This is a genomic window from Enterococcus sp. 2G9_DIV0600, from assembly GCF_002140615.1.
Taxonomy (GTDB): domain Bacteria; phylum Bacillota; class Bacilli; order Lactobacillales; family Enterococcaceae; genus Enterococcus_D; species Enterococcus_D innesii.
In genome coordinates, this window is record NZ_NGLL01000002.1 from 491,962 (window position 1) to 517,315 (window position 25,354).

The 25,354-nt window shown below is 44.3% G+C and carries 23 protein-coding genes; 16 read left to right on the top strand and 7 right to left on the bottom strand.

What is annotated here, in order from left to right:
- Positions 1-107: 107 nt before the first annotated feature.
- Positions 108-2,939, top strand: coding sequence for an endo-beta-N-acetylglucosaminidase (locus A5870_RS15905; RefSeq protein ID WP_086293916.1), 2,832 nt, complete (start codon positions 108-110; stop codon positions 2,937-2,939).
- 131 nt (positions 2,940-3,070) lie between these two features.
- On the opposite strand, the gene A5870_RS15910 is transcribed toward A5870_RS15905, so the two are convergent.
- The 4 genes from A5870_RS15910 to A5870_RS15925 are packed head-to-tail and all read right to left on the bottom strand — an operon-like array spanning position 3,071 to position 6,472.
- Entirely contained in the window at positions 3,071-3,733 is a 663-nt protein-coding gene (locus A5870_RS15910) for an ABC transporter permease (RefSeq protein WP_005227316.1), read from the bottom strand.
- 4 nt (positions 3,734-3,737) lie between these two features.
- Positions 3,738-4,658, bottom strand: a complete 921-nt coding sequence (locus tag A5870_RS15915; protein ID WP_086293917.1) for an osmoprotectant ABC transporter substrate-binding protein — start codon at positions 4,656-4,658, stop codon at positions 3,738-3,740.
- A complete protein-coding gene (locus tag A5870_RS15920; RefSeq protein WP_016609633.1) occupies positions 4,658-5,293 on the bottom strand; it encodes an ABC transporter permease in 636 nt (211 codons plus the stop codon). The genes A5870_RS15915 and A5870_RS15920 overlap by 1 nt, the downstream gene beginning before the upstream one ends.
- 3 nt (positions 5,294-5,296) lie before the next feature.
- Positions 5,297-6,472 (bottom strand): betaine/proline/choline family ABC transporter ATP-binding protein, encoded by a 1,176-nt coding sequence (locus A5870_RS15925; RefSeq protein ID WP_005227327.1) that lies wholly within the window; start codon positions 6,470-6,472, stop codon positions 5,297-5,299.
- Between the two features lie 352 nt (positions 6,473-6,824).
- Here A5870_RS15925 and queA point away from each other — a divergent pair, with 352 nt between their 5' ends.
- Positions 6,825-7,856: a tRNA preQ1(34) S-adenosylmethionine ribosyltransferase-isomerase QueA gene (queA, locus tag A5870_RS15930; protein ID WP_010748742.1), complete on the top strand. Its 1,032-nt coding sequence runs from the start codon at positions 6,825-6,827 to the stop codon at positions 7,854-7,856.
- Positions 7,857-8,305: 449 nt separating this feature from the next.
- On the opposite strand, the gene A5870_RS15935 is transcribed toward queA, so the two are convergent.
- On the bottom strand, positions 8,306-9,016 hold the full coding sequence (locus A5870_RS15935; RefSeq protein ID WP_086293918.1) for a DUF975 family protein: 711 nt from the start codon (positions 9,014-9,016) through the stop codon (positions 8,306-8,308).
- Between the two features lie 198 nt (positions 9,017-9,214).
- Here A5870_RS15935 and tgt point away from each other — a divergent pair, with 198 nt between their 5' ends.
- Together tgt and yajC are read left to right on the top strand one after the other, a co-directional pair.
- Positions 9,215-10,360 (top strand): tRNA guanosine(34) transglycosylase Tgt, encoded by a 1,146-nt coding sequence (gene tgt / locus A5870_RS15940; RefSeq protein ID WP_086293919.1) that lies wholly within the window; start codon positions 9,215-9,217, stop codon positions 10,358-10,360.
- Between the two features lie 83 nt (positions 10,361-10,443).
- The gene (yajC, locus tag A5870_RS15945) at positions 10,444-10,785 is read left to right on the top strand and encodes a preprotein translocase subunit YajC (RefSeq protein WP_005232170.1); all 342 of its coding nucleotides are present in this window, start codon (positions 10,444-10,446) and stop codon (positions 10,783-10,785) included.
- Positions 10,786-10,916: 131 nt separating this feature from the next.
- Here the strand turns inward: yajC and A5870_RS15955 are convergent, their stop codons facing one another.
- Complete coding sequence (locus A5870_RS15955; protein ID WP_086293921.1) at positions 10,917-11,348, bottom strand: Hsp20/alpha crystallin family protein; 432 nt, start codon at positions 11,346-11,348, stop codon at positions 10,917-10,919.
- Positions 11,349-11,595: 247 nt separating this feature from the next.
- Here A5870_RS15955 and A5870_RS15960 point away from each other — a divergent pair, with 247 nt between their 5' ends.
- The 9 genes from A5870_RS15960 to adhE all read left to right on the top strand — a co-directional run bounded on the left by A5870_RS15960 (position 11,596) and on the right by adhE (position 21,455).
- Complete coding sequence (locus A5870_RS15960; RefSeq protein ID WP_005227341.1) at positions 11,596-12,438, top strand: YitT family protein; 843 nt, start codon at positions 11,596-11,598, stop codon at positions 12,436-12,438.
- A 26-nt stretch (positions 12,439-12,464) separates the two neighbouring features.
- Positions 12,465-13,193, top strand: coding sequence for a GntR family transcriptional regulator, LSA1692 subfamily (locus A5870_RS15965; RefSeq protein WP_086293922.1), 729 nt, complete (start codon positions 12,465-12,467; stop codon positions 13,191-13,193).
- A gap of 25 nt (positions 13,194-13,218) precedes the next feature.
- The gene (locus A5870_RS15970) at positions 13,219-14,520 is read left to right on the top strand and encodes a Sapep family Mn(2+)-dependent dipeptidase (protein WP_086293923.1); all 1,302 of its coding nucleotides are present in this window, start codon (positions 13,219-13,221) and stop codon (positions 14,518-14,520) included.
- Between the two features lie 124 nt (positions 14,521-14,644).
- On the top strand, positions 14,645-15,592 hold the full coding sequence (locus A5870_RS15975; protein ID WP_086293924.1) for a N(4)-(beta-N-acetylglucosaminyl)-L-asparaginase: 948 nt from the start codon (positions 14,645-14,647) through the stop codon (positions 15,590-15,592).
- A gap of 39 nt (positions 15,593-15,631) precedes the next feature.
- On the top strand, positions 15,632-15,964 hold the full coding sequence (locus A5870_RS15980) for a PTS sugar transporter subunit IIB (protein WP_005227348.1): 333 nt from the start codon (positions 15,632-15,634) through the stop codon (positions 15,962-15,964).
- 68 nt (positions 15,965-16,032) lie between these two features.
- The gene (gene celB / locus A5870_RS15985) at positions 16,033-17,388 is read left to right on the top strand and encodes a PTS cellobiose transporter subunit IIC (protein ID WP_005227350.1); all 1,356 of its coding nucleotides are present in this window, start codon (positions 16,033-16,035) and stop codon (positions 17,386-17,388) included.
- 17 nt (positions 17,389-17,405) lie between these two features.
- Positions 17,406-17,924: a GrdB-related putative oxidoreductase gene (locus A5870_RS15990; protein ID WP_086293925.1), complete on the top strand. Its 519-nt coding sequence runs from the start codon at positions 17,406-17,408 to the stop codon at positions 17,922-17,924.
- A gap of 139 nt (positions 17,925-18,063) precedes the next feature.
- A complete protein-coding gene (locus tag A5870_RS15995) occupies positions 18,064-18,555 on the top strand; it encodes an NUDIX hydrolase (RefSeq protein ID WP_086293926.1) in 492 nt (163 codons plus the stop codon).
- A gap of 308 nt (positions 18,556-18,863) precedes the next feature.
- Entirely contained in the window at positions 18,864-21,455 is a 2,592-nt protein-coding gene (adhE, locus tag A5870_RS16000; protein WP_086293927.1) for a bifunctional acetaldehyde-CoA/alcohol dehydrogenase, read from the top strand.
- Between the two features lie 243 nt (positions 21,456-21,698).
- On the opposite strand, the gene arfA is transcribed toward adhE, so the two are convergent.
- Positions 21,699-23,231, bottom strand: a complete 1,533-nt coding sequence (gene arfA, locus A5870_RS16005) for an arabinosylfuranosidase ArfA (protein WP_086293928.1) — start codon at positions 23,229-23,231, stop codon at positions 21,699-21,701.
- Between the two features lie 101 nt (positions 23,232-23,332).
- Here arfA and A5870_RS16010 point away from each other — a divergent pair, with 101 nt between their 5' ends.
- The 3 genes from A5870_RS16010 to A5870_RS16020 all read left to right on the top strand — a co-directional run bounded on the left by A5870_RS16010 (position 23,333) and on the right by A5870_RS16020 (position 25,328).
- Positions 23,333-24,100, top strand: coding sequence for a helix-turn-helix domain-containing protein (locus tag A5870_RS16010; protein ID WP_086293929.1), 768 nt, complete (start codon positions 23,333-23,335; stop codon positions 24,098-24,100).
- Positions 24,101-24,190: 90 nt separating this feature from the next.
- Entirely contained in the window at positions 24,191-24,676 is a 486-nt protein-coding gene (locus A5870_RS16015) for a hypothetical protein (protein ID WP_086293930.1), read from the top strand.
- Between the two features lie 109 nt (positions 24,677-24,785).
- Positions 24,786-25,328, top strand: a complete 543-nt coding sequence (locus A5870_RS16020; protein WP_010748768.1) for a GNAT family N-acetyltransferase — start codon at positions 24,786-24,788, stop codon at positions 25,326-25,328.
- Positions 25,329-25,354: the final 26 nt, after the last annotated feature.

Genomic DNA, 25,354 nt, shown 5'->3' on the forward strand with positions numbered 1-25,354 from the left:
TTTGTTGCATGATTTCTTTAATTTGTTCCTATATTCCGGTCTTTGAAAGCGTTATTGTTTTAGTGTAGGAATGTTGGCGGGTTTATGTAAAACAAGGAGGAAGAAGTGTGACAAGGAAAATCAGTAAAGTTGGCGCATCTTTGTTGGTATTGGCAGCGGCAACGGCAATCGGTGGCTGCACCCAAAGTGAGGCGAAGACAACTGGAAAAGTCGTTTACCAAGAAACAGCCAAAAGTACGTTGGAAAAAGCGATGGACAATCAACCGGAGTCGTCTTATTGGTTCCCAGAGGATTTGTTGGCATGGTCTTTTGAAAAAGATCCAGATGCGAAATACAATACCAGCGTTGTTCCATTAGCGCAGCGGGCAGCTAAAGAGACGTTGCCGAAGATGAATGACACGCAAACGGCAGAAACCAAAGTCGTGGCGCTTTCGATTATGAATAGCAGTACGAGCGGCAATGCACCACGTGGGATCAATACCTTTGATGCCAATGTCTTTTCTTATTGGCAATACATCGATCAATTGGTTTATTGGGGCGGCTCTTCTGGCGAAGGGATCATCGTACCGCCAAGTCCTGATGTAACGGATGCTGCTCATAGGAATGGCGTGCCGGTTTTAGGAACGATCTTCTTTCCGCAAACTGCCCATGGTGGGAAGCTGGAATGGCTAGATACGTTTTTAGCTAAGGATGAGGACGGCAACTTTCCGATCGTAGAAAAAATGATCGAAGTTGCCAATACGTATGGCTTTGATGGCTGGTTCATCAATCAAGAAACCGATACGGCGGTCACTAGTTTTGATGATGCAGCGGAAGGTGTCGAACAATCGGGGGCTGATGGTAAAGGACTAAATGAAAGCCACGCCAAAGCAATGCAAGAATTGATCGCCCAATTCAAAGAACAAGCCGACGAGCATTTAGAGATCATGTGGTATGATTCCATGACGAGTGATGGGAAAATGGATTGGCAAAACGCTTTGACGGATAAGAACAAAGCCTATTTGGTGGATGCAGAGATGAACCCATTGGCAGATAGTATGTTCTTGAATTTCTGGTGGACCACTGACAAACTGGCGGACAAAGAGCTGTTGAAGGCCTCCAATGAAAAAGCCCGTGAAATCGGTGTCGATCCTTACGATCTTTTTGCTGGGATCGATGTACAAGAAAATGGCTATGCAACGCCTGTGCGCTGGGATCTGTTTACGGATGAAAAAGGCGTTCCTTATACCTCATTGGGCCTGTATGTGCCTAGCTGGACCTATTCTTCTGCTAGTACGCCGGATGATTTCCAAAGCAAAGAGAATGCTTTTTGGGTCAATAACACGGGCGATCCTCGGGAAAGCCAGCTGCCAGAAGCGACAGAGTGGCCTGGGATCTCCACGTATGCCCTGGAACAGACCGCTATCACAGAGCTGCCTTTTGTGACGAATTTTAGTTTTGGGAATGGCTACAACTATTTTATCGAGGGAGAAAAAGTGTCCAGCCGCAATTGGAACAACCGAAGTTTGCAAGCTGTTTTGCCGACCTATCGTTGGGTCTTTGACCATGGAAAAGACAATGATTTGGCTGTATCAATCAATTATGCGGATGCCTATAATGGCGGAAATGCACTGAAACTACGTGGACAGATGACAAAAGGCAGTACCAGTCACATGGAATTGTATCAGACAGCATTTCCTGTGACGAAAAAGACGAAGTTGACGACGACTGTCAAAGCAACGGTACCGACAGCTCTTGATTTGGTCGTGACTTTAGCTGATGGTTCAACACAAACGATCAAAGGAGACAAAGAGGTCGCAACAGACTGGACGACGATCACTTACTCATTGAAAGACATCAAAGGGGAAGTGACAGCGATCGGTTATGACATAACCACGAAAGAAACCAGTGATGTCTATGAGTTGAATCTAGGGCAATTAACGATCGGAGATCAGAAAGCGGAGAAATTCGCTGCCGAAGCATTGACGGTTGAGGATGTGCTCTTTGATGAAGAAGAGGGCAACTATGCGGGTGTCCGTTTAACGTGGGAAGCTGCCAAGGACAAGACAGCTGCGGTTTATGAGGTCTACCAATTGAACGATGACGGCTCACGCTCTTTCTTAGCAGCTACGCCAGCAACCAACCACTATTTGAATGCCGTTGAACGACCAAAAGGGACGAAAACCAAGTTCGCGGTGGTGGCAGTGGATCGCTATGGCAATCGCGGCAAGCTATCCGATACGGTGGAGATCACTTGGCCGAACAATCAGCTGCCAAAAGCAGCCTTTACAGCCTCTAAAACCTTAGCGGCACCGGGGGAAACGATCACCTTCACGAATACCTCATCTGCGAATGCCGAAGCATTTGAATGGACGTTTGAAGGCGGCGATATCACCAGCAGTACAGAAGAAAATCCCCAAGTGACCTATTCGGAACCAGGTACCTACAAAGTCACGCTTGTTGCCAAAAACGAAGCAGGAGAGACCCCTCTGGAAATGGCGGGATTGATCACGATTTCTGCTGATGCGCCGAAAGAGTTGCTGCTGCTTTCAAAAGATGCCGAAGCAACTGCTTCATCGTTTGTCAATGATGCCGAAGCACCAGCTTTTGCCCTCGATGGTGATTTGAGTACGAAGTGGTGTGCGACAGGCAATGCGCCTCATGAGTTGATGATCGATCTCGGTCGACCACAAACGGTCAGTGAAGTACGCCTCGCCCATGCGGAAGCTGGTGGAGAAGGCCCAGACATGAATACGCGGGCGTATACGGTGCTCGTCAGTGAAGACGGCAAAGACTATGAGCCAGTTTCACGAACGTTGAAAAATGAAGCAGGCAATAGCACCAATACGTTTGCCGTCAAGAAGGTGCAATATGTAAAAATCAGTATTGATAAACCAACACAAGGAGCAGACTCAGCAGCCCGAATCTATGAAGTCGAAGTATACGGAATGGATAAATAGCAAAAAAGAGCAGGGCGTTAACCCTAAAAAGGGAAGCGGCTGAAGCGATGCTTTTCTGAAAAATGACCGAACCAAAAAAGCCGTTGCGACCAATAAATGGTCACAACGGCTTTTGCTTTTTCCCAATAAGTTTAGCGTGACGTACGGCTGGCGGGATCTAAGCGGCGTTCAATAAAGCTTAGCCCAAGATCCGTAATGATTGCCATCAAGGCAGTTGGTAAAGCACCGGCTAAGATGATCGATGCTCCATCTGTCGCATTGGTTCCGCGGATGATGATGTCCCCCAGTCCACCAGCACCAACGAAAGCGCCAATGGCGGTGATACCGATCGCCACGACTAAGGCGTTTCGAATCCCTGCCATGATCACCGAAACAGACAATGGCAATTCGATCATATACAATCGCTGCCAGCTAGTCATCCCCATCCCTTTGCCGACATCTAACGTATTGCGGTCGACTTGGCGCATGCCGGTATAGGTATTTTTGATGATCGGTAACAAAGAATAAAGGAAAATCGTTAAAATCACGACATTCACACCTAAGCCCATGCCGATCATTAAAATCGAGATCATCGCTAAAGATGGAATCGTCTGGATGATATTGGCGAAACGAATCACCCAATCTGCCAAACGCATTTTTTTAGAAATCAAGATCCCGATTGGAATGCCGACGATCGAGGCAAAAAGTACCCCGTAGATTGAAATCAAGAAGTGACGAATGAACTGGGCAAAAACATAGCCGCCATTTTCTTGAAAATAGAAAAGAAATTGTTGGAATAAATTCATGTCTGCCATTTCGTCACTCTCCTTCGAAATAATTATTTTCTTCTAAGAAACGTTCGGCAACTACCGTTGGTTCTAGAAGGTCATTATCCACTTGATAATTCAATTCTTGCATTTTTTCGGTATCGATTTTGCCTGCTAATTTGTTCAGGGCATCGCCGATTTCAGGTGTTTCTTCCAATAATTTGTCATCGACGATCGGTGCGGCATCATAAGGCGGGAAGAAGTTTAGATCATCTTCTAGCATCACGAGATCGTAACTGCCGATCCGGCCGTCGGTTGAGTACCCTAAAACGATATCCATTTTTCCGTTATCAACAGCATCATAGACAAGACCGATCTGCATCGGTAGGATATTTTGGAAAGAGAATCCATAGGCTTTCTGGAAGCCATCGTACCCATCGCCGACCCGTGTGATCCACGCGGTATCGACCCCTGCGACCAATTGATCTGCGACATCTTTCAAGTCACTGACTTTTTCCAATCCGTATTTTTCGGCAGTGTCTTTCCTGACAAGAAAGACATACGTGTTATCAAAGCCATAAGAAGGGAACCAAGTCTGTTGGTACCGTTGCTCAAATTCTGATTTGACTTTGTCAAAGGCGGCTTGCGGATCAGATTCTGGCTCCAACCCTAACGTCGTGGTCAAGTCAGTGCCTGTGTAGCGGGCAGCTGAGATCGACGCATCGCCATTCATCATTGCTTGGTGATTGATGGTCGTTGTTGCTAAGTTGTTAATGACGGTTGTGTTTTTATCCGTATAGTGTTCGACCATACCGGCAACCACCGCGCCAAGAATTTGGGCTTCGGAAGTGATCCCACCTGTGATCGCCACGGTATTCTCATCAGAAGTCGAGGCTAAACCGGGAAAGGAACAGCCGGACAGTAAAGCGACACCTAAGGAAAACAACAGCGCTAATTTTGAAGTTTTTTTCATTACGCATCCCCCCTTAAGGCAGCTGGTGTCAGTTTGTTTTCTAACAAACCCAGTAACCAGTCAGCTAATAAAGCAAAGATCGTCACTGGAATCGTCCCAGCAAAAATCAAAGGCGGTTGGTAATTGTTTAGTCCGCTAAAGATCAAATCACCAAGTCCACCGGCACCAATGTAAGAAGCCAAGGTAGCCCAGGCTAAAACATAGACGGCCGATAAGCGGATCCCTGCCATGATCGTTGGGATCGCTAGGGGTAATTCCACGCTGATGATCGACTGTAAGTTGGTCATCCCCATCCCTTTGGCAACATCGCGGTAATTCCAATCGACTTTTTTCATTCCAATGTAGGTATTTCGCAAAATCGGCAACAAGGAATAAATGAAAAGAGCGACGATAGCAGGGACTTTTCCGACACCTAAAATCGGGATCATCAATGCCAATAGTGCCAAAGAAGGCACGGTTTGCAGCGCACTGGTGATGCCGATCACGACCGTTGCTGCTTTGGGGAAACGGGTCAAGATCACACCGATCGGTACGGCAACAAGAATCCCTAAGAGCAAAGCCGCAAAGGAAATATACAAATGTTCAAGACTTTTGGTGACCAATTGGCCGCCATATTCATTAAAGAAGCTTTGCATGCGCTAGACCTCCTCAGTTTCTTCAGGTTTCGCCGACTCAATGGCTTCCATGATCGATGGCTCATCGCCCCAAATCACGTCATAAACGATATCAACTAAGGAAGCACGGGTCAAAATCCCAACTAAATGTTTGTCGGCATCTACTACCGGCACATATTTTAAGCCGCGTTTTAAGATACGTTGCAAGGTATCCCGCAACAAGGCGGTTTCGCGAACGAAAAAGACATCTTTGTTCAAAATATCGCCGACACTAGTAACTTTACCACGGTTGCGGTCGATGGATTCGACATCGATGTAGCCTTTTAGCACGTTGCTATTGTCGGTAACCAGCAAGGTATCGACCCGTTTTTCCCGCATCAAGTGAATCGCTTCTTGTAAGGATTTTTCTGGTGTGATAGCGATCGGGGTATTTAACATTACGTCTTTGACTGGCGTCGTGTCAGGTTTTGCTTGTAACAAGCGGTCTTCACCGATCAATTCTTCCACAAACGGTGTTGCCGGGTGTTGCAGAATATTTTCTGGTGTATCAAATTGAATGACTTTTCCTTCACTCATGATCACGATGCGGCTAGCAAGCTTCAATGCTTCGTCCATATCATGGGTAACAAAGACGACAGTTTTTCCAAGCCGTTCTTGCAAGTCTTTGACCAAATCTTGTAGGGAGTCACGAGTGATTGGGTCTAGTGCGCCAAAAGGCTCATCCATTAAAATGACATCTTGGTCAGCTGCCAAGGCACGGACAACACCGATCCGTTGCTGTTGCCCTCCAGACAATTCGTTGGGGTAACGGTCGAGCATTTCTCGTGGCAATTCCACTAAGTCGATCATGCGCTCGGCAGTTTTGTTGCGTTCTTCTTGGCTGACTTTTAACAATTTTTGAACCAATGTGATGTTTTCCCGAATCGTCATGTGAGGCATTAAACCGATGCTTTGGATCACATAGCCGATTTGACGGCGTAATTCCACTGGGTTGATCTCTGTAACGCTTTTTCCATTGATCAAGATTTTTCCTTTAGAAGGATCCGTCATACGGTTGATCATCCGCATACAAGTCGTCTTTCCGCTACCACTTGTCCCGATGAAGCAAATGAATTCGCCTTTTTCAAAGGAAAGATTCACATCTTCAACAGCGACTTTACCACCTTTGTAAATTTTGGATACCTGCTGAAACTCAATCATGATGTCACCTCTATTTTTATTTAAGCAATCTGAATAATGGCTTATAATCTGTAATAAGTATGCCGAAAAGTCACGTGTTATTCAAATAATCTGCCCATTTTTTTCATAATTGTATAGACAAAACTGAAAATAGCGCCATAAGCAAGTCCAAATTAAGGAGCGATGCATAGGGAAAAGAAACGGCGAAAATATGTCGTTATTTTTCATTGGGAAAAGGGGTGCTTTTTTGTAGAACGCCTTGGCAGCAGTCTCTTTAATTTTTTCTAAGAAAGGGCAGAATTAAAAGCTGTTTTTTCAATTTTTATAAAAACATGCTAGAATAGAGAAGAATTTAGGGAAAGAGAGGAACAACATGCTTACAACTGAAGATTTTGATTTTGAATTACCGGAAGAACTGATCGCCCAAACGCCATTAAGCGATCGCTCAAGTTCCCGTTTATTAGTGGTTGACCGTGAGACTGGCAAATTTGAGGACAAGCACTTCTATAACATCATTGATGAATTGGCACCCGGCGATGCCTTGGTGATGAATGATACACGGGTGCTACCAGCTCGTATCTATGGCGAAAAACAAGAAACAGGTGCCCATCTGGAAATCCTTTTACTGAATAATATTGAAGGGGATACGTGGGAAACCTTGATCAAGCCAGCCAAAAGAGCCAAAGTCGGCACGAAGATCACCTTCGGCGACGGACGATTAGAGGCAGTGGTGGAAGAAGAGCTCGATCACGGCGGCCGGATCATTCGTTTTCAATACAAAGGAATCTTTTTAGAGATTCTGGAATCACTTGGCGAAATGCCGTTACCGCCTTACATCAAAGAACGGCTAGAAGACCCAGACCGCTATCAAACGGTTTATGCCAAAGAAAACGGCTCAGCTGCCGCACCAACTGCCGGCTTGCATTTTACCCCAGAATTGCTGGAGCAGATCGCCGCAAAAGGCGTCAAGCTGGTTTATCTGACTTTGCACGTTGGTTTAGGAACGTTTCGTCCAGTCAGTGTCGATAATATCGCTGATCATGAGATGCACAGCGAATTTTACCGTTTGACAGAAGAAGCTGCTGCGCAATTGAACGAGGTTCGGGCAAATGGTGGCAAGATCGTTGCAGTCGGAACGACTTCGATCCGTACACTAGAAACCATTGGGACCAAGTTTGATGGGCAAATCAAAGCCGATAGTGGGTGGACGAGTATTTTTATCACGCCAGGCTATCAGTTTAAAATCGTGGAAGCTTTTTCTACCAACTTCCATTTACCAAAATCAACCTTAGTGATGTTAGTCAGTGCCTTTGCAGGACGCGACCTAACACTTTCTGCCTACCAACATGCCATCGATGAGCGGTATCGCTTCTTTAGCTTTGGCGATGCGATGTTCTTAAAATAAACAAAAAAAACTGAGCGACGTAAGCGGCTCTTTAAGTTGAAACAATTTCTCAACTTTTAGAACTGCTTTTTTGTCGCCCAGCTTACTACTAGAGGAAGGTATAAGTGGTGGTCGCTTTTTGTGGTCCATGCAAAGCAATGTTTCTCGAAAATTTGTTTTCATTTACAAACTTACACATGTTTCGTGTATTCAGATACAAAATGAGACGTATCATTTTTCGATATGGAAATGTTCGATCCTTGTTACGTTTTTCTTCTTGTTACTTTACACGTTTGGTACTAGGTGAAACTTGTACGTTCAACAACTTTTAGTAGATTGAGTTTGCGATATTTACGAAAACCACCAACAGAGTTGCTACCTTCCTTACACGTATACTATAACACGAAACGAAAGCGTTTGCAAAAGAAAAAGGTCGTTTTCCTCAAAAAAAAGACCGGCGAACCGATCTTTTAAGCAAGTGCTCGTTTAGGCAGATTGTCATAAAACGCTGCTTTGGTTGCACTGATGTAAGGTGTCAGCCATAAGTAGCCGATTCCTGCAGTCATGATGGCCAAAATGTGCCAGCCGATGAAGCTCAGATCAAGGATGAACAGTTGACCTTTGTAGCCTCTCATTAAATGACGGCTACCTGTGATGCAGCTGAGAAAATCTGGCCGCATGCCCGTTTCTTCATAGGTATCATAAAAGACAAAATATGCTTGAGAATAAGAATAAGCTTTAATGATCCCAGGAATGATAAACAGGAATGTCCACAACGTCGTGAAGATAGTCGACAAAATATAAATGACGATGATCCCTAACACGAAAGCACCACTGAAGCCACGAAAGACATCAGAAAAGGGTTGGATCGACTGTTTTTTACCGCGTAAAAGATCAAGGAAAGTCCAAGAGATCCCAGCACCGAATAAGGCAGAAAATAGACCGCTGATCAAACCGCCGCCGCCACTGCCACCACTGCCGCTAGCGGAATTGACTGCATCGGTAGAACCAAGATCATTGAACATACCGCTTTGATACAATGGAATAACAGTAAGGACGATAATGACGAATGCGATAGCGATCGAGATCAAAGTCGGTACAATACACATCAAAACACTGTCTTTCCAGCGTCCTCGCAGGATTGCTTTTGCTTCTGCTTTTAGTTCTCTATTTGATTTCATTTCAAAAAACCTCCCTTCAATATAAATAACATGATAGCAAACTTTCGCTAAATCTTCAAAAAAAAGTAATAGATGTTTCGCATGACTAGGAGAAAATACTCTTAGTTTCTTTAAACTTCCTTGCAAAATGTAAGGGCAACCCTTATCATAGATAGCGTTGCACAGTTAATCGAGTATAGAGAGAAAGTAGGGAAATGAATGACGGAACCAGCCATTCGTTATCGTCTGATAAAGAAAGAAAAGCATACCGGTGCCCGTTTAGGCGAACTGATCACGCCTCACGGAACCTTTCCAACGCCAATGTTCATGCCAGTCGGCACATTAGCAACGGTCAAAACCCTTGCCCCTGAAGAGTTGAAAGAAATGGGTGCAGGCGTCATTTTAAGCAATACCTATCACTTGTGGTTACGTCCAGGAGAAGACATTGTTGCAGAAGCAGGCGGCTTACATAAATTTATGAATTGGGATCAACCGATCTTAACAGATTCAGGTGGCTTCCAAGTCTTTTCATTAGCCGAAATGCGCAACATCGTCGAAGAAGGTGTCCATTTCAAAAACCATTTGAATGGATCGAAAATGTTTTTATCTCCTGAAAAAGCGATTGATATCCAAAACAAATTAGGGTCAGATATCATGATGAGTTTTGATGAGTGTCCGCCATTTGATGAAAGCTATGACTACGTCAAAAAATCGGTGGAACGGACGTCTCGCTGGGCGGAGCGTGGCTTGAAAGCCCATGCCAATCCAGATCGGCAAGGCTTGTTTGGGATCATTCAAGGTGCAGGATTTGAAGACTTGCGCAAGCAAAGTGCCCAAGACTTGATCAGTATGGACTTCCCAGGGTATTCCATCGGCGGCCTGTCAGTTGGCGAACCAAAAGCGGAAATGAATCGCGTGTTGGAATTTACAACTCCTTGCATTCCAGAAAACAAACCACGTTACCTGATGGGCGTTGGGGCAGCTGACTCCTTGATCGATGGCGTGATTCGCGGTGTCGATATGTTCGACTGCGTTTTACCAACACGGATCGCAAGAAACGGTACCTGTATGACTTCAAAAGGTCGTTTAGTCGTGAAAAATGCGCAATATGCCCGTGACTTTCGACCAATTGACGAGAAGTGTGATTGCTATACATGTAAAAACTATTCTCGTGCGTACATCCGCCACTTGATCAAATGTGATGAAACCTTTGGTATGCGTTTGACGTCTTACCACAATGTCTACTTCTTATTGAATCTGATGAAAAATGTCCGTCAAGCCATCATGGATGACAACTTGTTGGAGTTCCGTGAGCATTTTATTGAAGAGTATGGGTTCAACAAGGAAAATGCGAGGAATTTCTAACATTCTCTACTAAAATGGTGGGAATAATAGAGGAATTCTGATAAAGTATCTTATAGGAAAGAAAATAAATCGAGGTGAAAAAAATGGCACAATCTTTACCAATGCTCTTTATGCTGGTTGCTTTAGTGGCAATGTGGTTCTTTATGAGTCGTTCACAAAAGAAACAACAGCAAGAGCGTAAAAATCTTTTAGAAAATATGAAAGCTGGCGATGAAGTCGTAACCATCGGCGGACTCCACGGCGTTCTTTCTGAAGTCAACACAGAAAAAAGCACCGTGATCATCGACTGTGAAGGAATTTTCTTAGAGTTTGATCGTTCAGCGATCCGCACAGTGAAACCTGGAACTGTTGCATCCGTTGAAACACAAATCGAACCAGCTGATGTCGAAGACGCAACGAGCATCCAAGACGAAACCAAAGAATAAGCACAAACGCACCGTCGCTTTCTCAGAAGCGATGGTGCGTTTTTTTAGTAGTCGGACAGTTTCTAAAATAAAACAAGCACCGCAGCAAAACAGAGATCGCTCGTTTTGCTGCGGTGCTTTGATTGCCTTCGTTACTCGATCGGAATCAGTTTCTTTGACGCTTGTTTGCCTTGGTCTTTTGGCAACGTCAATTTCAAAATTCCTTCAGCGTAAGAGGCCTTGATTTCATCCTCTTTGACGTTTTCTAACAGGTATTGTCGCCGAACGCTTGTCAAGCTGCGCTCGCTGCGAACCAGACGTCCTTTTTCATCTTCGGTCGCATGATCCGTCTGGTGTTGTCCCGTAATCGTTAAAACCCCATTCTCATAGGTTACTTGAATATTTTCCTTAGGGATGCCAGGCAGTTCTGCTTCAACGAGAAATTCCTTGTCATTCTCGTGAATATCGGTTTTGATCAGATTCGATGTAAACCCATCAAAAAAACTGCGGCCAAAATCTTCAAAGAAATCAAAAGGTGTCATACTGTATGAATCTGAGCGGCGTGGCACAATCTCATGTGTCATAAGAATCATCCTTTCTTTATTCTTTTGTTTTTACACTTTTTATTTTATTCATTTTTTAGCGAATTTCAAGTGATTTACTCGCTTTAAAAAAATCTTAAAAAACCTTTGGTACCAACGTTTTACTCCTTGGTTTTGGCTTTTTTTTACATTGCTTCGTTCCTGCTTTTCCCCTCATTTCGCCTGCTTTTTTTGCGTGACAGTATATACTTAATGATATATACTAAAATCGAAGTGGAGGAGGAAAAACATGGCACGTTATAGAAAACGAATGCTTGTTGCTTTGATCTATGCATTGTTGTCGTCGATTGCTTTAAATCTCTTTTGGCTGCCGGGAAATATTTATGCGAGTGGGATCACTGGTTTGTCGCAATTGTTGTCGCAGCTTTTAGACGAGCAGTTGAACCTGCAGCTTTCGATCCCGCTTTTGGTGCTTTTTTTTAATGCGCCATTGTTAGCGGTTGCTTGGGTCAAAATCGATCGAGAATTTACCATCATGACGGTTTGTACCGTCGTCCTGTCTTCTGTTATGATGAAGGTGGTACCGGTCATTGCTTTAACGACCGATCCGGTGATCTGTGCCGTGTTCGGCGGATTGCTGCACGGGGTGTCGGTGGGCTTGACATTGAACGACGATTTTTCAACGGGTGGGCTTGATATTTTAGGGATTTTAGTGAAAAAAGCCACTGGTAGAAGTATCGGCAGTTTCTTTATCGGCTTCAATGTCAGTTTGCAGCTAGCAGCTGGGCTGATCTTTGGCTGGCCCTATGCTTTTTATAGTGCCATTTCCTTCTTCATCAGTGGGCGGATGGTCGACTACGTCAACCTGAAACAGCGGCGTGTGCAGCTGCTGGTCGTTACAGAAAAAGCAGAACCCGTCATTACGACGTTGCAATGTGCTTTGCAGCGAGGCATCACGGTCATCAACGATGTCGAAGGTGGATTTGATCATCAACAGAAAAAACTATTATTACTGGTCATTTCCCATAGAGAACTCAAGACCGTCGAAGGCATGATCCAAGGAATCGATGAACAAGCGTTTGTCAGTGTTTCTTCTGGCGTCAGTGCCAATCGATCGTTTTATGAATGGTAGCAAAGTGAAAGAAAGTAGGAGAGACGTTGAAAAAACAAGCAGTATTTCAAGAAGTTGCCCAGCAGATTGCGCAACGGGTTCATGAAGGTACGTACGTGACGAGCCAAAAGCTTCCTTCCGATTATGATTTAGCAGAGGAATTTCAGTGCAGCCGTTTAACGGTGCGCAAAGCCATCGATCTATTGATTGGCCAGAATTTGTTAGTGAAAGAAAAAGGCAAAGGAACCTATGTCATGAAACAGCCCAAGATCCCAAGCGGCTCTGGCGGGCTCCAAAGTTTTACTGAAACTGCAAAGATCCAAGGGAAAAAGACCCGTACGGAAGTTTTGCATATCGAAACCGTCAAAGAGCTCCCGATAGAGATTGGGCAGCTGTTTGGCGATTACGCCAAGGAACCGATCGTTTATTTGGTGCGCTTGCGTTACTTTGATGATGAGCCGATGACGGTGGAAAATCTTTACGTACTGAAACGCTATCTGCAAGAAGACACCGCAGAACTCACGAAAGCTCAATTAGAGTCGTCTTTGTATCAAGTCATTGAAGCCAACATCGAGATTGGTTATTCCCATCAAGAGGTGGAAGCTGTGAAAAGTCCTGCCGATATTGCGAAACTTTTGCAGGTGCCTCAAGAGGAACCGATGCTTTTGGTCCATTCGATGACCTATTCCGCATCAGCCAAACCGATCTTATACGATACATCCTATTACCGAGCAGACAAATATACCTTCAAAAATACATTAGTGCGTCAAAAATAAAATCAATCCTTTAGAGGTGAAGACAATGGATCCACTCACAGCAAGTATTGAAGCCAATTGGTCAGAATTTCTCACACTTTTGAGCGAGGTGATGCAGATTGCAAGCGTCAAAGGTGAGCCGGCGCCTCATGCGCCTTATGGCACAGGACCACGAGAAGTGTTAGCATACGTCATGGAAAAAAGCGCAGCATACGGGTTTCAAACAACGGTCATTGATGATGCGATCGGCTATGCCCATTGGGGACCAACGGATACCGACTATATCGGTGTGTTAGGACACTTGGATGTCGTCTCGGCAGGTTCTGGCTGGAGCTACCCACCCTTTGCACTAACTGAAAAAGACGGCAACTTTTATGGCCGAGGGATCTTAGATAACAAAGGCCCGATCATCAGCTGTTTGTTTGCCATGAAATTATTGAAAGACCTTGGTCATCAACCGCAATTACCGCTGCGGATCATTTTCGGTACAGATGAAGAAAGCGGCATGTCGGATATCCCGCATTTTCTAGCGGTTGAGCAGCCACCGCGTTTTGGTTTTACGCCAGACTGCAAGTATCCAGTGGTTTACGGCGAACGAGGTGTCGTCAATGTGCAACTTGATTTTCCATTGCCCGCCCAAGAACAGCAGCTGTTAGCGGCGTTTTCTGGCGATCAATTCCGCGATCATGTACCAGACCACCTATCGGTAACCGTAGGCAGCCAGTCCTTTGAAGCACTAGGCAAACGTTCCCCTAGCAATGCCCCTGAGCTAGGGGACAATGCCATTACAAAGCTTGCCCAGCAAGCAGCACCGCAACTAGCAGCGACACCATCCTTGCAAGCAGCTTTGCAGTGGATCGCCCAAAGTTTTCACCAGCAGCACTATGGCGAAGGCATTGATTTGGTACTAGAAGATGCTGATTCAGGAAAGTTGATCTTGACCCCTGTGGTTCTCCAAAAATCCGCCAGTGGACTAGCGTTAGAAGTGGCCTTTCGCTATCCGGTATCGGTAACGGAGGAACAAGTACTCGCTGGGGTGCAAAAGGCATTGCCAAAAGGGGCAAGTCTTACGATCCTTCGCAGCATTCCGGGGTTCTGCCGATCAAAAGATGCCCCCGAAATCCAAACGCTATCGACGATCTATCACCAAGTAACGGGCAATGATCCAACCCCCGTGACGACTACAGGAGCAACCTATGCCCGCAAGATGCCAAACATCCTTGCTTTTGGTCCGTCTTTTCCAGGGCAAAAAGGGATCGCTCATAACCAAGATGAGTACATGGCGGTTGCCGATCTACGGATGAATCTTGAAATTTATCTGCGCAGCTTACAAGCACTGACAAAATAAGCGAAGACACGAACGAAGAAGAGTTTTTCCATTTTTTTTGAGAAACTCTTTTTTTAGTATAGACATAGTAGTATATACCGTATAGAATATACTTGAAAGCGCTATGAAAAATGGAGGGATATTTATGTGGGGAATGATTGCTACATGGCGGATGGCACACGATGGCGTGCTCGCTGCTAAAGCACTATTAGAGCAACAAGGCTCCTGCCAAGATGCAGTAGAAACAGCCATTAAAGCAGTGGAAGATTATCCATTTTATAAATCGGTGGGGTATGGCGGACTGCCCAACGAAGAAGGCGTGTTGGAAATGGACGCTGCCTTTATGGATGGTGATACCTTCAAAATTGGTGCCGTCGCTGGGATCGTCGATGTGGAAAATCCTATTTCCGTGGCACGCCGCCTAAGTGAGGAAAAATTCAATAGTTTTCGGATCGGCCAAGGAGCGGTCGCTTATGCGCTTGCCGAAGGATTCCAGCCCAAAGAGATGTTGACACCGCGAGCCAAAACCATTTGGGAAAAGCGCAAAGCAGAGATCGCTGCCAACAACCTCAATCCCTATGACGGCCACGATACAGTGGGAGTAGTTGCGCTGGATGAACACCAAAGCATGGCAGCAGGAACCTCTAGTTCTGGTTTATTTATGAAAAAAAGCGGTCGTGTTGGCGATTCACCTTTATCTGGATCTGGTTTTTATGTGGATAGTGAAATCGGCGGTGCCGCTGCCACAGGGTTAGGGGAAGACTTGATGAAAGGCTGCCTTTCCTACGAGATCGTCCGTTTGATGGGAGCAGGGCTAGCACCGCAAGAAGCATGTGATCAAGCCGTTTACGACTTTGAAGCGCGATTGAAGAAGCGCTACGGCAAAGCCGGCGCCTTCTCGCTGATCGCCTTAGATAAACAGGGGCGCTGGGGCGTGGCAACCAATGTAGAATTTACCTTTAGTGTCGCAACCACCAAGCAAGAGCCTGCTATTTTTATGGCAACGCCAGGTCCTGAGCAGACAACCGTGATCGAACCCATCACGCAAGAATGGTTGGAGGCTTATGAAAAACGAATCAAAGCGCCGGTCTAACAACCGCGATTGAGAAAAACAAACATTGGAGGAATGGATATGGCAACGAAAAAAATCTATTTGTTTTGTGAAGCTGGAATGTCAACGAGTATCATGGTCAATAAAATGATGGAAGTCGTCAAAAAGCACAACATGCCTTTGACGATCGAAGCATTCCCTGCGATCCACGCAGAAGAAAAAGTCGAACAAGAAAAACCCGTCGCTATTTTGTTAGGTCCACAAGTACGACACTTAGATAGCAAAATGAAAGCAACTTTCGAGCCAATGGGGATTCCAGTCGGCACGATCGCGACAGAAGCATACGGCATGATGGATGGCGAACGAGCATTGAAAGATGCCTTAAGCTTGATCAAAAAAGCCAAAGCAAAGTAATAAAAGTGTTGGAGTAACAGGGGACTACGTGTTATCTGCTAGTTAGCACGCAGATGGGAGGAAGAAAAATGCAGAAATTTTTAAACTGGTTAGAAAAAGTGTTAACACCGATGGCAAAGACGATCGGTGAAAACAAATACTTGATTGCAATTCGTGATGGTTTCTTATTATCCACACCGTTGTTGATCGTGGGGTCACTCTTTTTAGTCTTGACCAATTTTCCGATTCCAAATTGGAACGAGATGATGAGCAGTTTGCTGGGAGACAACTGGGCAACGATGTTGAATATGCCAGCAACAGCCAGCTTTGACATTATGACGATTTTAGCCGTTGGTGGGATCGGGTATAGTTTGGCAAAACAGTTTAAAGTTGATGCCATGCAAGCAGCCATTATTTCACTCGTTTCTTTTTTTATCGTGACACCATTTACGACCGTTTTCACACCAGAAGGCTCTACGGAAGTATATGAAGTTGGCAGCCTGCCATTACGATGGATGGGTTCTAGCGGTTTGTTCTTAGGGATGGTCGTTGCCTTGATTTCCACCAGAATGTTCGTTGCGTTATTACGCAAAGGGTGGACGATCAAAATGCCTGACGGTGTTCCCCCAACCGTGGTGAAATCCTTTGAGGCATTGATTCCCAGCTTTGTGATCGTGACGGTTTTTATGATCGCCAACTGGTTAGCCAACTTAACGTCTTATGGCAATCTGCAAGAGATCCTCTTTAAGTTCTTACAGACACCGTTGTTAAGTTTAGGAAATACTTTAGGTGCCATGATCATAGCCTACCTATTTTTGCATTTTTTCTGGTTCTTTGGGATCAATGGTTCCAGTGTGGTCGGCGCTGTCTTCAACCCTATCTTACGGGCATTATCTATTGAAAACTTAGATGCTTTCAAGAATGGCGCAGAAATTCCTAACATCATCACCGGTCAATTTCAAGACATGTTCGCGACCTTTGGCGGGGGCGGTTCGACATTGTCTTTGATTTTAGTCATGATCTTAGTCTGTAAAAGCCAAAGGGTCAAAAAACTATCACAGTTATCGTTGATACCAGGTATCTTTGGGATCAATGAACCAATCATCTTTGGGTTACCGATCGTCTTGAATCCAGTTCTGCTGATTCCTTTTGCTTTAGTGCCAACGATCAATATTATTATCTCTTACTTCTGTATGGATCTTGGGTTAGTCAACTATACCAATGGAATTCAACTGCCCTGGACCACGCCACCGATTATTTCTGGTTTCTTAGTCAGTGGTTGGCAAGCGTCTGTTTTACAAGTCTTGTTGATCCTCTTAGGTATGGCTATTTATTATCCGTTTATCAAAGTCTTAGATAATCAATATCTAAAAGAAGAAGCGGATGCCGTTGAACAAGAAGAAGAGGAAATCAATTTTGATGATTTCGATTTTGATGATCTGTAAGAAAAGAGGCACCGCTCATGAAAAAAATAATTTTGATTCTTAATCATGTCACTGCAGGGATGGGAAGTGATGAAAATGCTCAGTTGCCGCCAAGCGGCAAAAAAGCTGCCCTTGGTCCAGGTCGAACCTTGAATCCACTTTTTCAAGAGCAAGACGCACAAATCGTTGCAACACTCTATTGTGGTGACCAATATTATCACGAGCATCAAGAAGAGGTGAACAAAAAATTTGTGGGGTTTGCTAAAAAATTTGATGCCGATGCCGTTCTTTGCGGACCTGCGATGCATTATCCTAATTTTGGCGAAATGGCAGCAGGATTGACGAAAGTATTCAATGCGCAAGGAATTCCAGGGGCTGCAGCGATGTCAGAGGAAAACCCAGCAGTGGCAATCTATGCCAAAGACATCTATATCTTGAAGATGCCGAAAAAAGGCGGGATTGGATTGAATGATTCCTACAAAAAGATGGCGCACGTTGTTTCCCAGCTTGCCCACGGAAAGCCTCTAACAGAAGCAGACCAAGACGATTTGTTTTAAAGAGAAAGACGATCAGCGTTGGCTGGTCGTTTTTTTATGAATCAAGCCAAGCATGTTCGATGTAAGACATAAATCGACTAAGCCTGTTGATGATTTGTTTTGATTTACGTAGAATAGATACAAGTTAGGAGGGATTCGGTTGTACCATACCGCATTTGGAGTATATGGAATTTTGTTTCAAGGCAACTGCTTGGCCGTCATCAAAAAGAAGGCGGGACCTTATCAAAACCGCTATGATTTGCCAGGCGGCAGCATGGAGGCAGGTGAATTGCTGGAAGACACGCTGTGCCGAGAATTTAAAGAAGAAACCGGCATGACCGTCACTAGCTATCATCAATTAGGAACAATTAATTTTCTCTATCCTTGGCGATACAAAGAGACAACAATGAACAATCATATCTGTGTTTTTTATGAGATTCGAGCAATCGTTGGAAAACTTGAAAAAAACGTTCACCAATTTACAGGCCAAGATTCATTGGGAGCAGTTTTCTTCCCCATCGAGCAGCTAAATGAACAAAATGCATCACCTCTTGTAATAAAAGCTTGTGAGGTGTTTAAACAGGAGACATTTACGGCAAAAAGCCAACGCCTAATGAAATGGGATGTATTAGAAGCCCCTTCTTATGAGTAATCCTTTCAGATCGTAAGACGTTTGACAGAAAAAGTGAAAAGAGCAGATGATTATATTTAATAAGGATAAGGTGTTTTCGTAAACCTCTCTATTGTTCAACTTAACACATGACATTTTTCTTAAGAAAAACCAAAACTTTTGTCCACTTCTTTTCCTTGAAAACTCTTGAAAACGCTTAATTTAAATGGAGTTTAATAAAACTGTGAAAAAAATCACAAAAACTATTTACAAACGAAAAAAGATGTTGTATGATCTGTATGTGAAGTAGTTAACAAACAAAACTTGTTTAAAAACTAGGAGGACAAACAATGGCTAAGACATTGGAAAAAGAAGTGACGATCGACGTACAAGCAATGATCGACGATTTAGCAACGAAGGCAAATGTGGCGTTAAAAGAAATGGAAAACTTTGATCAAGAAAAAGTGGACCACATTGTTCATGAAATGGCAATGGCAGCATTAGACAAACACATGCCTTTAGCTAAAATGGCAGTAGAAGAAACTGGCCGTGGTATCTATGAAGATAAAGCGATCAAAAACATGTACGCTTCAGAATATATTTGGAACAGTATCAAACATGACAAAACAGTCGGCGTGATCAATGAAGACAAACAAAAAGGCTTGATCGAAATCGCTGAACCAGTTGGTGTCGTTTGTGGGGTAACACCAACAACCAACCCAACATCTACAACGATCTTTAAAGCAATGATCGCTTTGAAAACACGTAACCCAATCGTTTTTGCTTTCCACCCATCTGCACAAAAATGTTCAGCAGAAGCTGCACGTATCGTTCGTGATGCAGCCATCGCTGCTGGGGCACCTGAAAACTGTGTGCAATGGATCGAGCATCCATCAATCGAAGCGACTGGCTTATTGATGAACCACCCAGGAATTGCGATCGTATTAGCAACTGGTGGGGCAGGCATGGTCAAAGCAGCATACTCAACTGGTAAACCTGCATTAGGTGTTGGACCAGGGAACGTACCTGCATATATCGAAAAAACAGCGAAAGTGAAACGAGCAGTCAATGACTTGATCGTATCAAAAACTTTTGATAACGGAATGATCTGTGCCTCTGAACAAGCAGTGATCGTTGATAAAGAAGTCTATGCCTCTGTGAAAGCAGAATTTGAAGCACATCAAGTCTATGTTGTAAAAGCAAAAGAATTACAAAAACTTGAAGATGCCGTGATGAACGAAGGAAAATATGCCGTAAATCCAGCAATCGTTGGACATTCAGCAATGGAAATCGCGAAATTAGCAGGCATCAACGTACCAGAAGGAACAAAATTATTGATCGCTGAACTTGACGGTGTCGGTGCTGATTACCCACTATCAAGAGAAAAACTTTCCCCAGTTTTAGCAATGATCAAAGCAAACAACACAGAAGACGCGTTCGAAAAATGTGAAGCAATGCTTGATTTAGGCGGATTAGGCCATACAGCGGTGATCCACACTGAAAACGAAGACTTGCAATTAGCATTCGGCCTACGCATGAAAGCTTGCCGTATCTTAGTTAACACACCATCTGCAGAAGGTGGTATCGGAAATATCTACAACGAAATGATTCCATCATTGACACTTGGTTGTGGTTCATACGGGAAAAACTCTGTATCACGAAATGTTTCTGCTGTGAACTTGATCAACGTGAAAACTGTAGCGAAACGGAGAAATAATATGCAATGGTTTAAATTGCCACCAAAAATCTTCTTTGAAAAGAACTCTCTAATGTACTTGGAGAAAATGGAAAACGTTGAACGTGTCATGATCGTTTGTGACCCTGGTATGGTTCAATTCGGCTATTGCGATACGGTTCGTGAAGTACTTGCTCGTCGTAAAAATGACGTGAAAATCGAAGTCTTCTCTGACGTAGAACCAAACCCATCAACAAACACCGTTTACGCTGGAACAAAAATGATGGTTGATTTCAAACCAGATACAGTGATCGCCCTTGGTGGTGGATCAGCAATGGATGCTGCCAAAGGCATGTGGATGTTCTATGAGCACCCAGATACTTCATTCTTCGGCGCGAAACAAAAATTCTTAGATATCCGTAAACGGACATACAAGATCGACAAACCAGAAAAAACACAATTCGTTTGTATCCCAACAACGTCTGGTACTGGTTCTGAAGTAACCCCATTTGCGGTTATCACTGATAGTGAAACACACGTGAAGTACCCATTAGCTGATTACGCATTGACACCAGATGTTGCAATCGTTGACCCTCAATTCGTAATGTCAGTACCTGCTTCTGTTACAGCAGACACTGGAATGGACGTCTTGACTCATGCGATCGAATCTTATGTGTCCGTAATGGCATCTGATTACACTCGTGGATTGAGCTTACAAGCAATCAAATTAGTCTTTGACTACTTAGAAAAATCAGTGAAAACACCTGATATGGAATCTCGCGAAAAAATGCATAATGCCTCAACAATGGCAGGTATGGCCTTCGCCAATGCATTCCTTGGTATTTGTCACTCTGTAGCTCACAAAATCGGTGGTGAATATGGTATTCCTCACGGACGTACAAATGCGATTCTTTTACCGCACATTATCCGTTACAATGCCAAAGACCCACAAAAACATGCAATGTTCCCTAAATATGACTTCTTCCGTGCCGATACAGATTACGCAGACATTGCGAAATTCTTAGGCCTTAAAGGCAAAACAACGGCTGAATTGGTTGAAGCCTTGGCAACAGCTGTTTACGAATTAGGACAATCTGTTGGTATCGACATGAGCTTGAAAGCGCAAGGCGTCACTCAACAAACACTAGATACAACAGTTGATCGCATGGCTGAATTGGCTTACGAAGACCAATGTACAACAGCAAATCCAAAAGAACCACTAATCTCTGAATTGAAACAAATCATCGTTGATGCCTATAACGGCTAAACAATGAATCAAGAATACCCTGCGGTATCTTAGCTGCCGCAGGGTGTTCTTTTGTCGTCTCTTTTTTTGAAAAACAAGCTGGCAGTTGCCGCCTTTTTGCCCAGATCAGTTAAGAATGCGAAAAATAGCAATTGAACAGGGGGGATCATAAAAAAGGAGTGGATTTCTCCACTTCCTAAAAGTCTCGTTTTTTCAGGATGTCACCAAGGCTGCTGCTTTTTTTTGCTCAAACAGATACGCTCGTTACTTGCTGACGTTTTTCTTCAAGCGTAGCATCTGGAAGCTTTGTTTTTCCAAGACGACACGCAAAATGCCGTCATTCAATTCCGCTGTTTTTCCATTGACGGGCACAACGTTGTTCGGGGTTGCTTCGGTATTGACAGCATGCAAGTCTGGGTGGTGCAAGACTTGATGGGTAGCGATTTGCAATGAATCATATTGACGCAAGTCGCAAGTGAATTCGTTGGCATCCTGCAAATCCTTATTCACCAAGAAAAAGGTCAAATAGTCATCTTCGTTTTCGATCGCAATGGCATCCACATAAGAAGCTTTTCCGTGGCTGCTATCGAAATCAGCCCCTCGAAGGATGCTATGCAACACGTGACCGCGACCGTAGTTGCTGATCATTTCATAGGGATAAAAAATCGTTTGTTTCCAAGCGGCAGTATCGGAAGTCATGATCGGTGCGATCACGTTGACCAGCTGTGCCATGCAGGCGATTTTGACGCGATCTGCGTGATGAAGCATCGTGATCATCATGCTTGCGACGAGTAACGCATCTTCAAAGTGATAGACGTCTTCTAATTGTGGTGGGTGTTGGCTCCAAGGTTCAATTTTTTGATCCTGTTCATTTGAGTGATACCAGACGTTCCATTCGTCGAAGGAAATATTGATCGTCTTCTTGCTTCGGCGTTTGGCTTTTACTGCATCACAGATTGCTGCGACTTGACTGATGAACTGATCCATTGCGACATTGCTTGCTAGATAGTCTTGGCTATCGCCGTTACGGTTGCCATAATATTGGTGCATGGAAATGTAGTCGACTTGGTCGTAACAATGACTTAATACTGTATCTTCCCACATGCCAAAGGTCGGCATCGTGAGAGAAGAACTACCACAAGCGACGGTTTCGATCGTTGGGTCCACCAGACGCATCGCTTTGCCAGCTTCTTCTGCGAGACGGCCATATTCATCGGCTGTCTTATGTCCTTCTTGCCAAGGACCGTCCATTTCATTGCCTAGACACCAAAGTTTGATGTCATGAGGATCGGCCACCCCATGGGCACGCCGGAGGTCACTATAATAGCTGCCGCCTTTTAAATTGGTATATTCGATCAAGTTTTTCGCTGCTTCGATTCCTCGTGTCCCAAGATTGATCGCCATCATCGGTGCCGTATTGACTTGCTTGGTCCAATCCATAAATTCGTTTAAGCCGAACTGATTGCTTTCGATTACCCGCCAGGCCAAATCGATTTTTGCTGGCCGTTGCTCTTTAGGGCCGACGCTATCTTCCCATTTATACCCAGAGACGAAATTGCCTCCTGGGTAACGGACGATCGGCACATTCAACTGCTTGATCAAGGCAGCGACATCTTGACGAAAGCCTTGCTCATCGGCAAAAGGACTTTCTGGTTGATAGATCCCTTTGTACACACAGCGCCCTAAGTGCTCCACAAAAGAGCCGTAGATCCGTTCGTCGACTGGTGCCAAAATAAAGTGTTTGTCTAAATACATCGTAGTTTTCTTCAATTTTGCAACCCCTTTCTTTTCTTTCATTGTAGCGATAGTCCATGAAAATAAACACTACATTCTGTCTTATTCTATTGACGTTTTGTCCGTTTTCTTTATACTAAAGGCAAGGAGGAAGGAGTGAGAAGTTGAACGTAACCTATTCAGGATTTCAAATGCACAATGCTGTTTCCGATCATATTTATCGCCCCTCTGGCTTAAAGCATTATCTTTTCGTGTTGACGTTGTCTCCAATGGTTTTCACTTTTGAAGATGGTCATCAAGAAACTAGTGAAAAAGGTAGCTGCATTCTTTTTCCTCCAACCGTCTATCAAGATTATCGTGGCAAAGAAGATTTTTTTAATAGCTTTGTTGAGTTTCAAACGGATCAGGTGATCGAAGAAACCTATGCGATCCCTTGTAACCAACTGTTCCAGCCGAAAAATATTCAACAAATCAACAAATTGATCCAAAAGATCAATCATGAATCCTTGTTGCCGCAACGGCACACGAAAGAATTGATCGCGGCGTATATGACAAACCTATTGGTCTTACTTGAACGCAATTTTGAAGAAAGCATCCCGCAACCACAAAACGAACACTATCAACTGTTTCAAGCGATGCGGTTGAAAATGTTAGTCAATTGCGAACAGCAATGGGATTTTTACCAGTTTAGCCGAGAGCTTTCCATCGGTAAAAGCCAATTCTATAAGCTCTATCAACAGTTTTTTCATACCACGCCCAAAGAAGATTTATTGCAAGCTCGGTTTCAAAAGTTTTTTTATTTACGCAGCAACGAAACACTGACGATTCGAGAGGCGGCGTTTCAATCTGGGTTCCAAAACATCAACCATTTTAATCGGCTCTTTGCGAAGCGCTATGGCTGTGCACCGACAAAGTACCAACAGGAGCAATAGGCAGGTCTGATCGGTAAAACACAGAAAAAAGTCCGACGAATTCTTGACGGATGCAAGAGAAAACGGGACAATGTCATTAGGAGGTGGCGTATGGATACAGAAACGATCGTAAGCGAACTTTCTAAACGTTCAAGCGAATTGGAAGCGCTACAAAGGAAATTGAGTCAAAGCCAATTAATGAATAATGAAGCGACAAAAACGTTCATTTTTGACTTAAAGGATTATTTAGATAGCTTAAAGCTCGTAACGGATTTAGTACCGTCAGCGGCAACTACAACAGTGGAAGTTGACCAGTTGTCGTACGTCTTAGGTGAACAAAATCAAAGCATCCAGCAGCTGCTGGTCATTTTGGAAGAAGCCGAAGCAAATGACGACCAGCGCTTTTTTGGCAAAAGTGAGGGAGAGGTGCGGCGGATGATTGGCAGTCTGACTGGGATTTTGGAACTAAACGGTCTGTTGCTGCAAGACAATCGTGGTTTTCAGCAAGTCGTGAAGGAAACTGGACCGCTTCAGGTGACTGAGACAAAGGAAGTCCCTGAGAAAAAAGGGTTTCTCCAAAAGCTTTTCGGGAAATAAGCACTGATCGTCGATCACAATACGTGTACTTGTATCTCAAACGGTTCTCCACAATGCGTGAAGAACCGTTTAAGGAGACGACTTTTCTAGGAGAAAGGGGGGCTTGAAGATGGCAGAAACAGTCACACTTCAACCGATTACGGAAGAAATGATTGCTGAACTTTGGTCGATCAGCTATGGGCCTAAGGCAGATTTAGAATGGAAAAAATGGGACGGACCGTATTTCCAAGACCCCGTGTTGACGTGGGAAGAATTTCGAACGGGGTTTGGCGCTAGCTGTATCGACAACCCGTTACGTAAAGCGATCAGCTATCAAGGAAGAATCGTAGGGATCGCGACCGCTTATTGGGAAGACAATACCTTGCAGCAGTGGTTGGAATTCGGGATAGCCATCTATGATGCTTCCCTTTGGAATCAAGGCATTGGCAGCCAAGCAATTCGCCAGTGGATCAATGAGTTGTTTGAATCACAGCCTCATATCCAGCGTGTGGGTTATACCACGTGGTCGGGCAATCACCGCATGATGAAACTAGGAGAAAAGCTAGGGATGACCAAAGAAGCCCAGATCCGCAAAGTCCGTTTCTGGGAAGGCACCTATTATGATTCCATCAAGTATGGCATCTTGCGAGAAGAATGGGCACAGCAGAAGTGAAGGTAGGGGATGCGGCAGCCAATGTC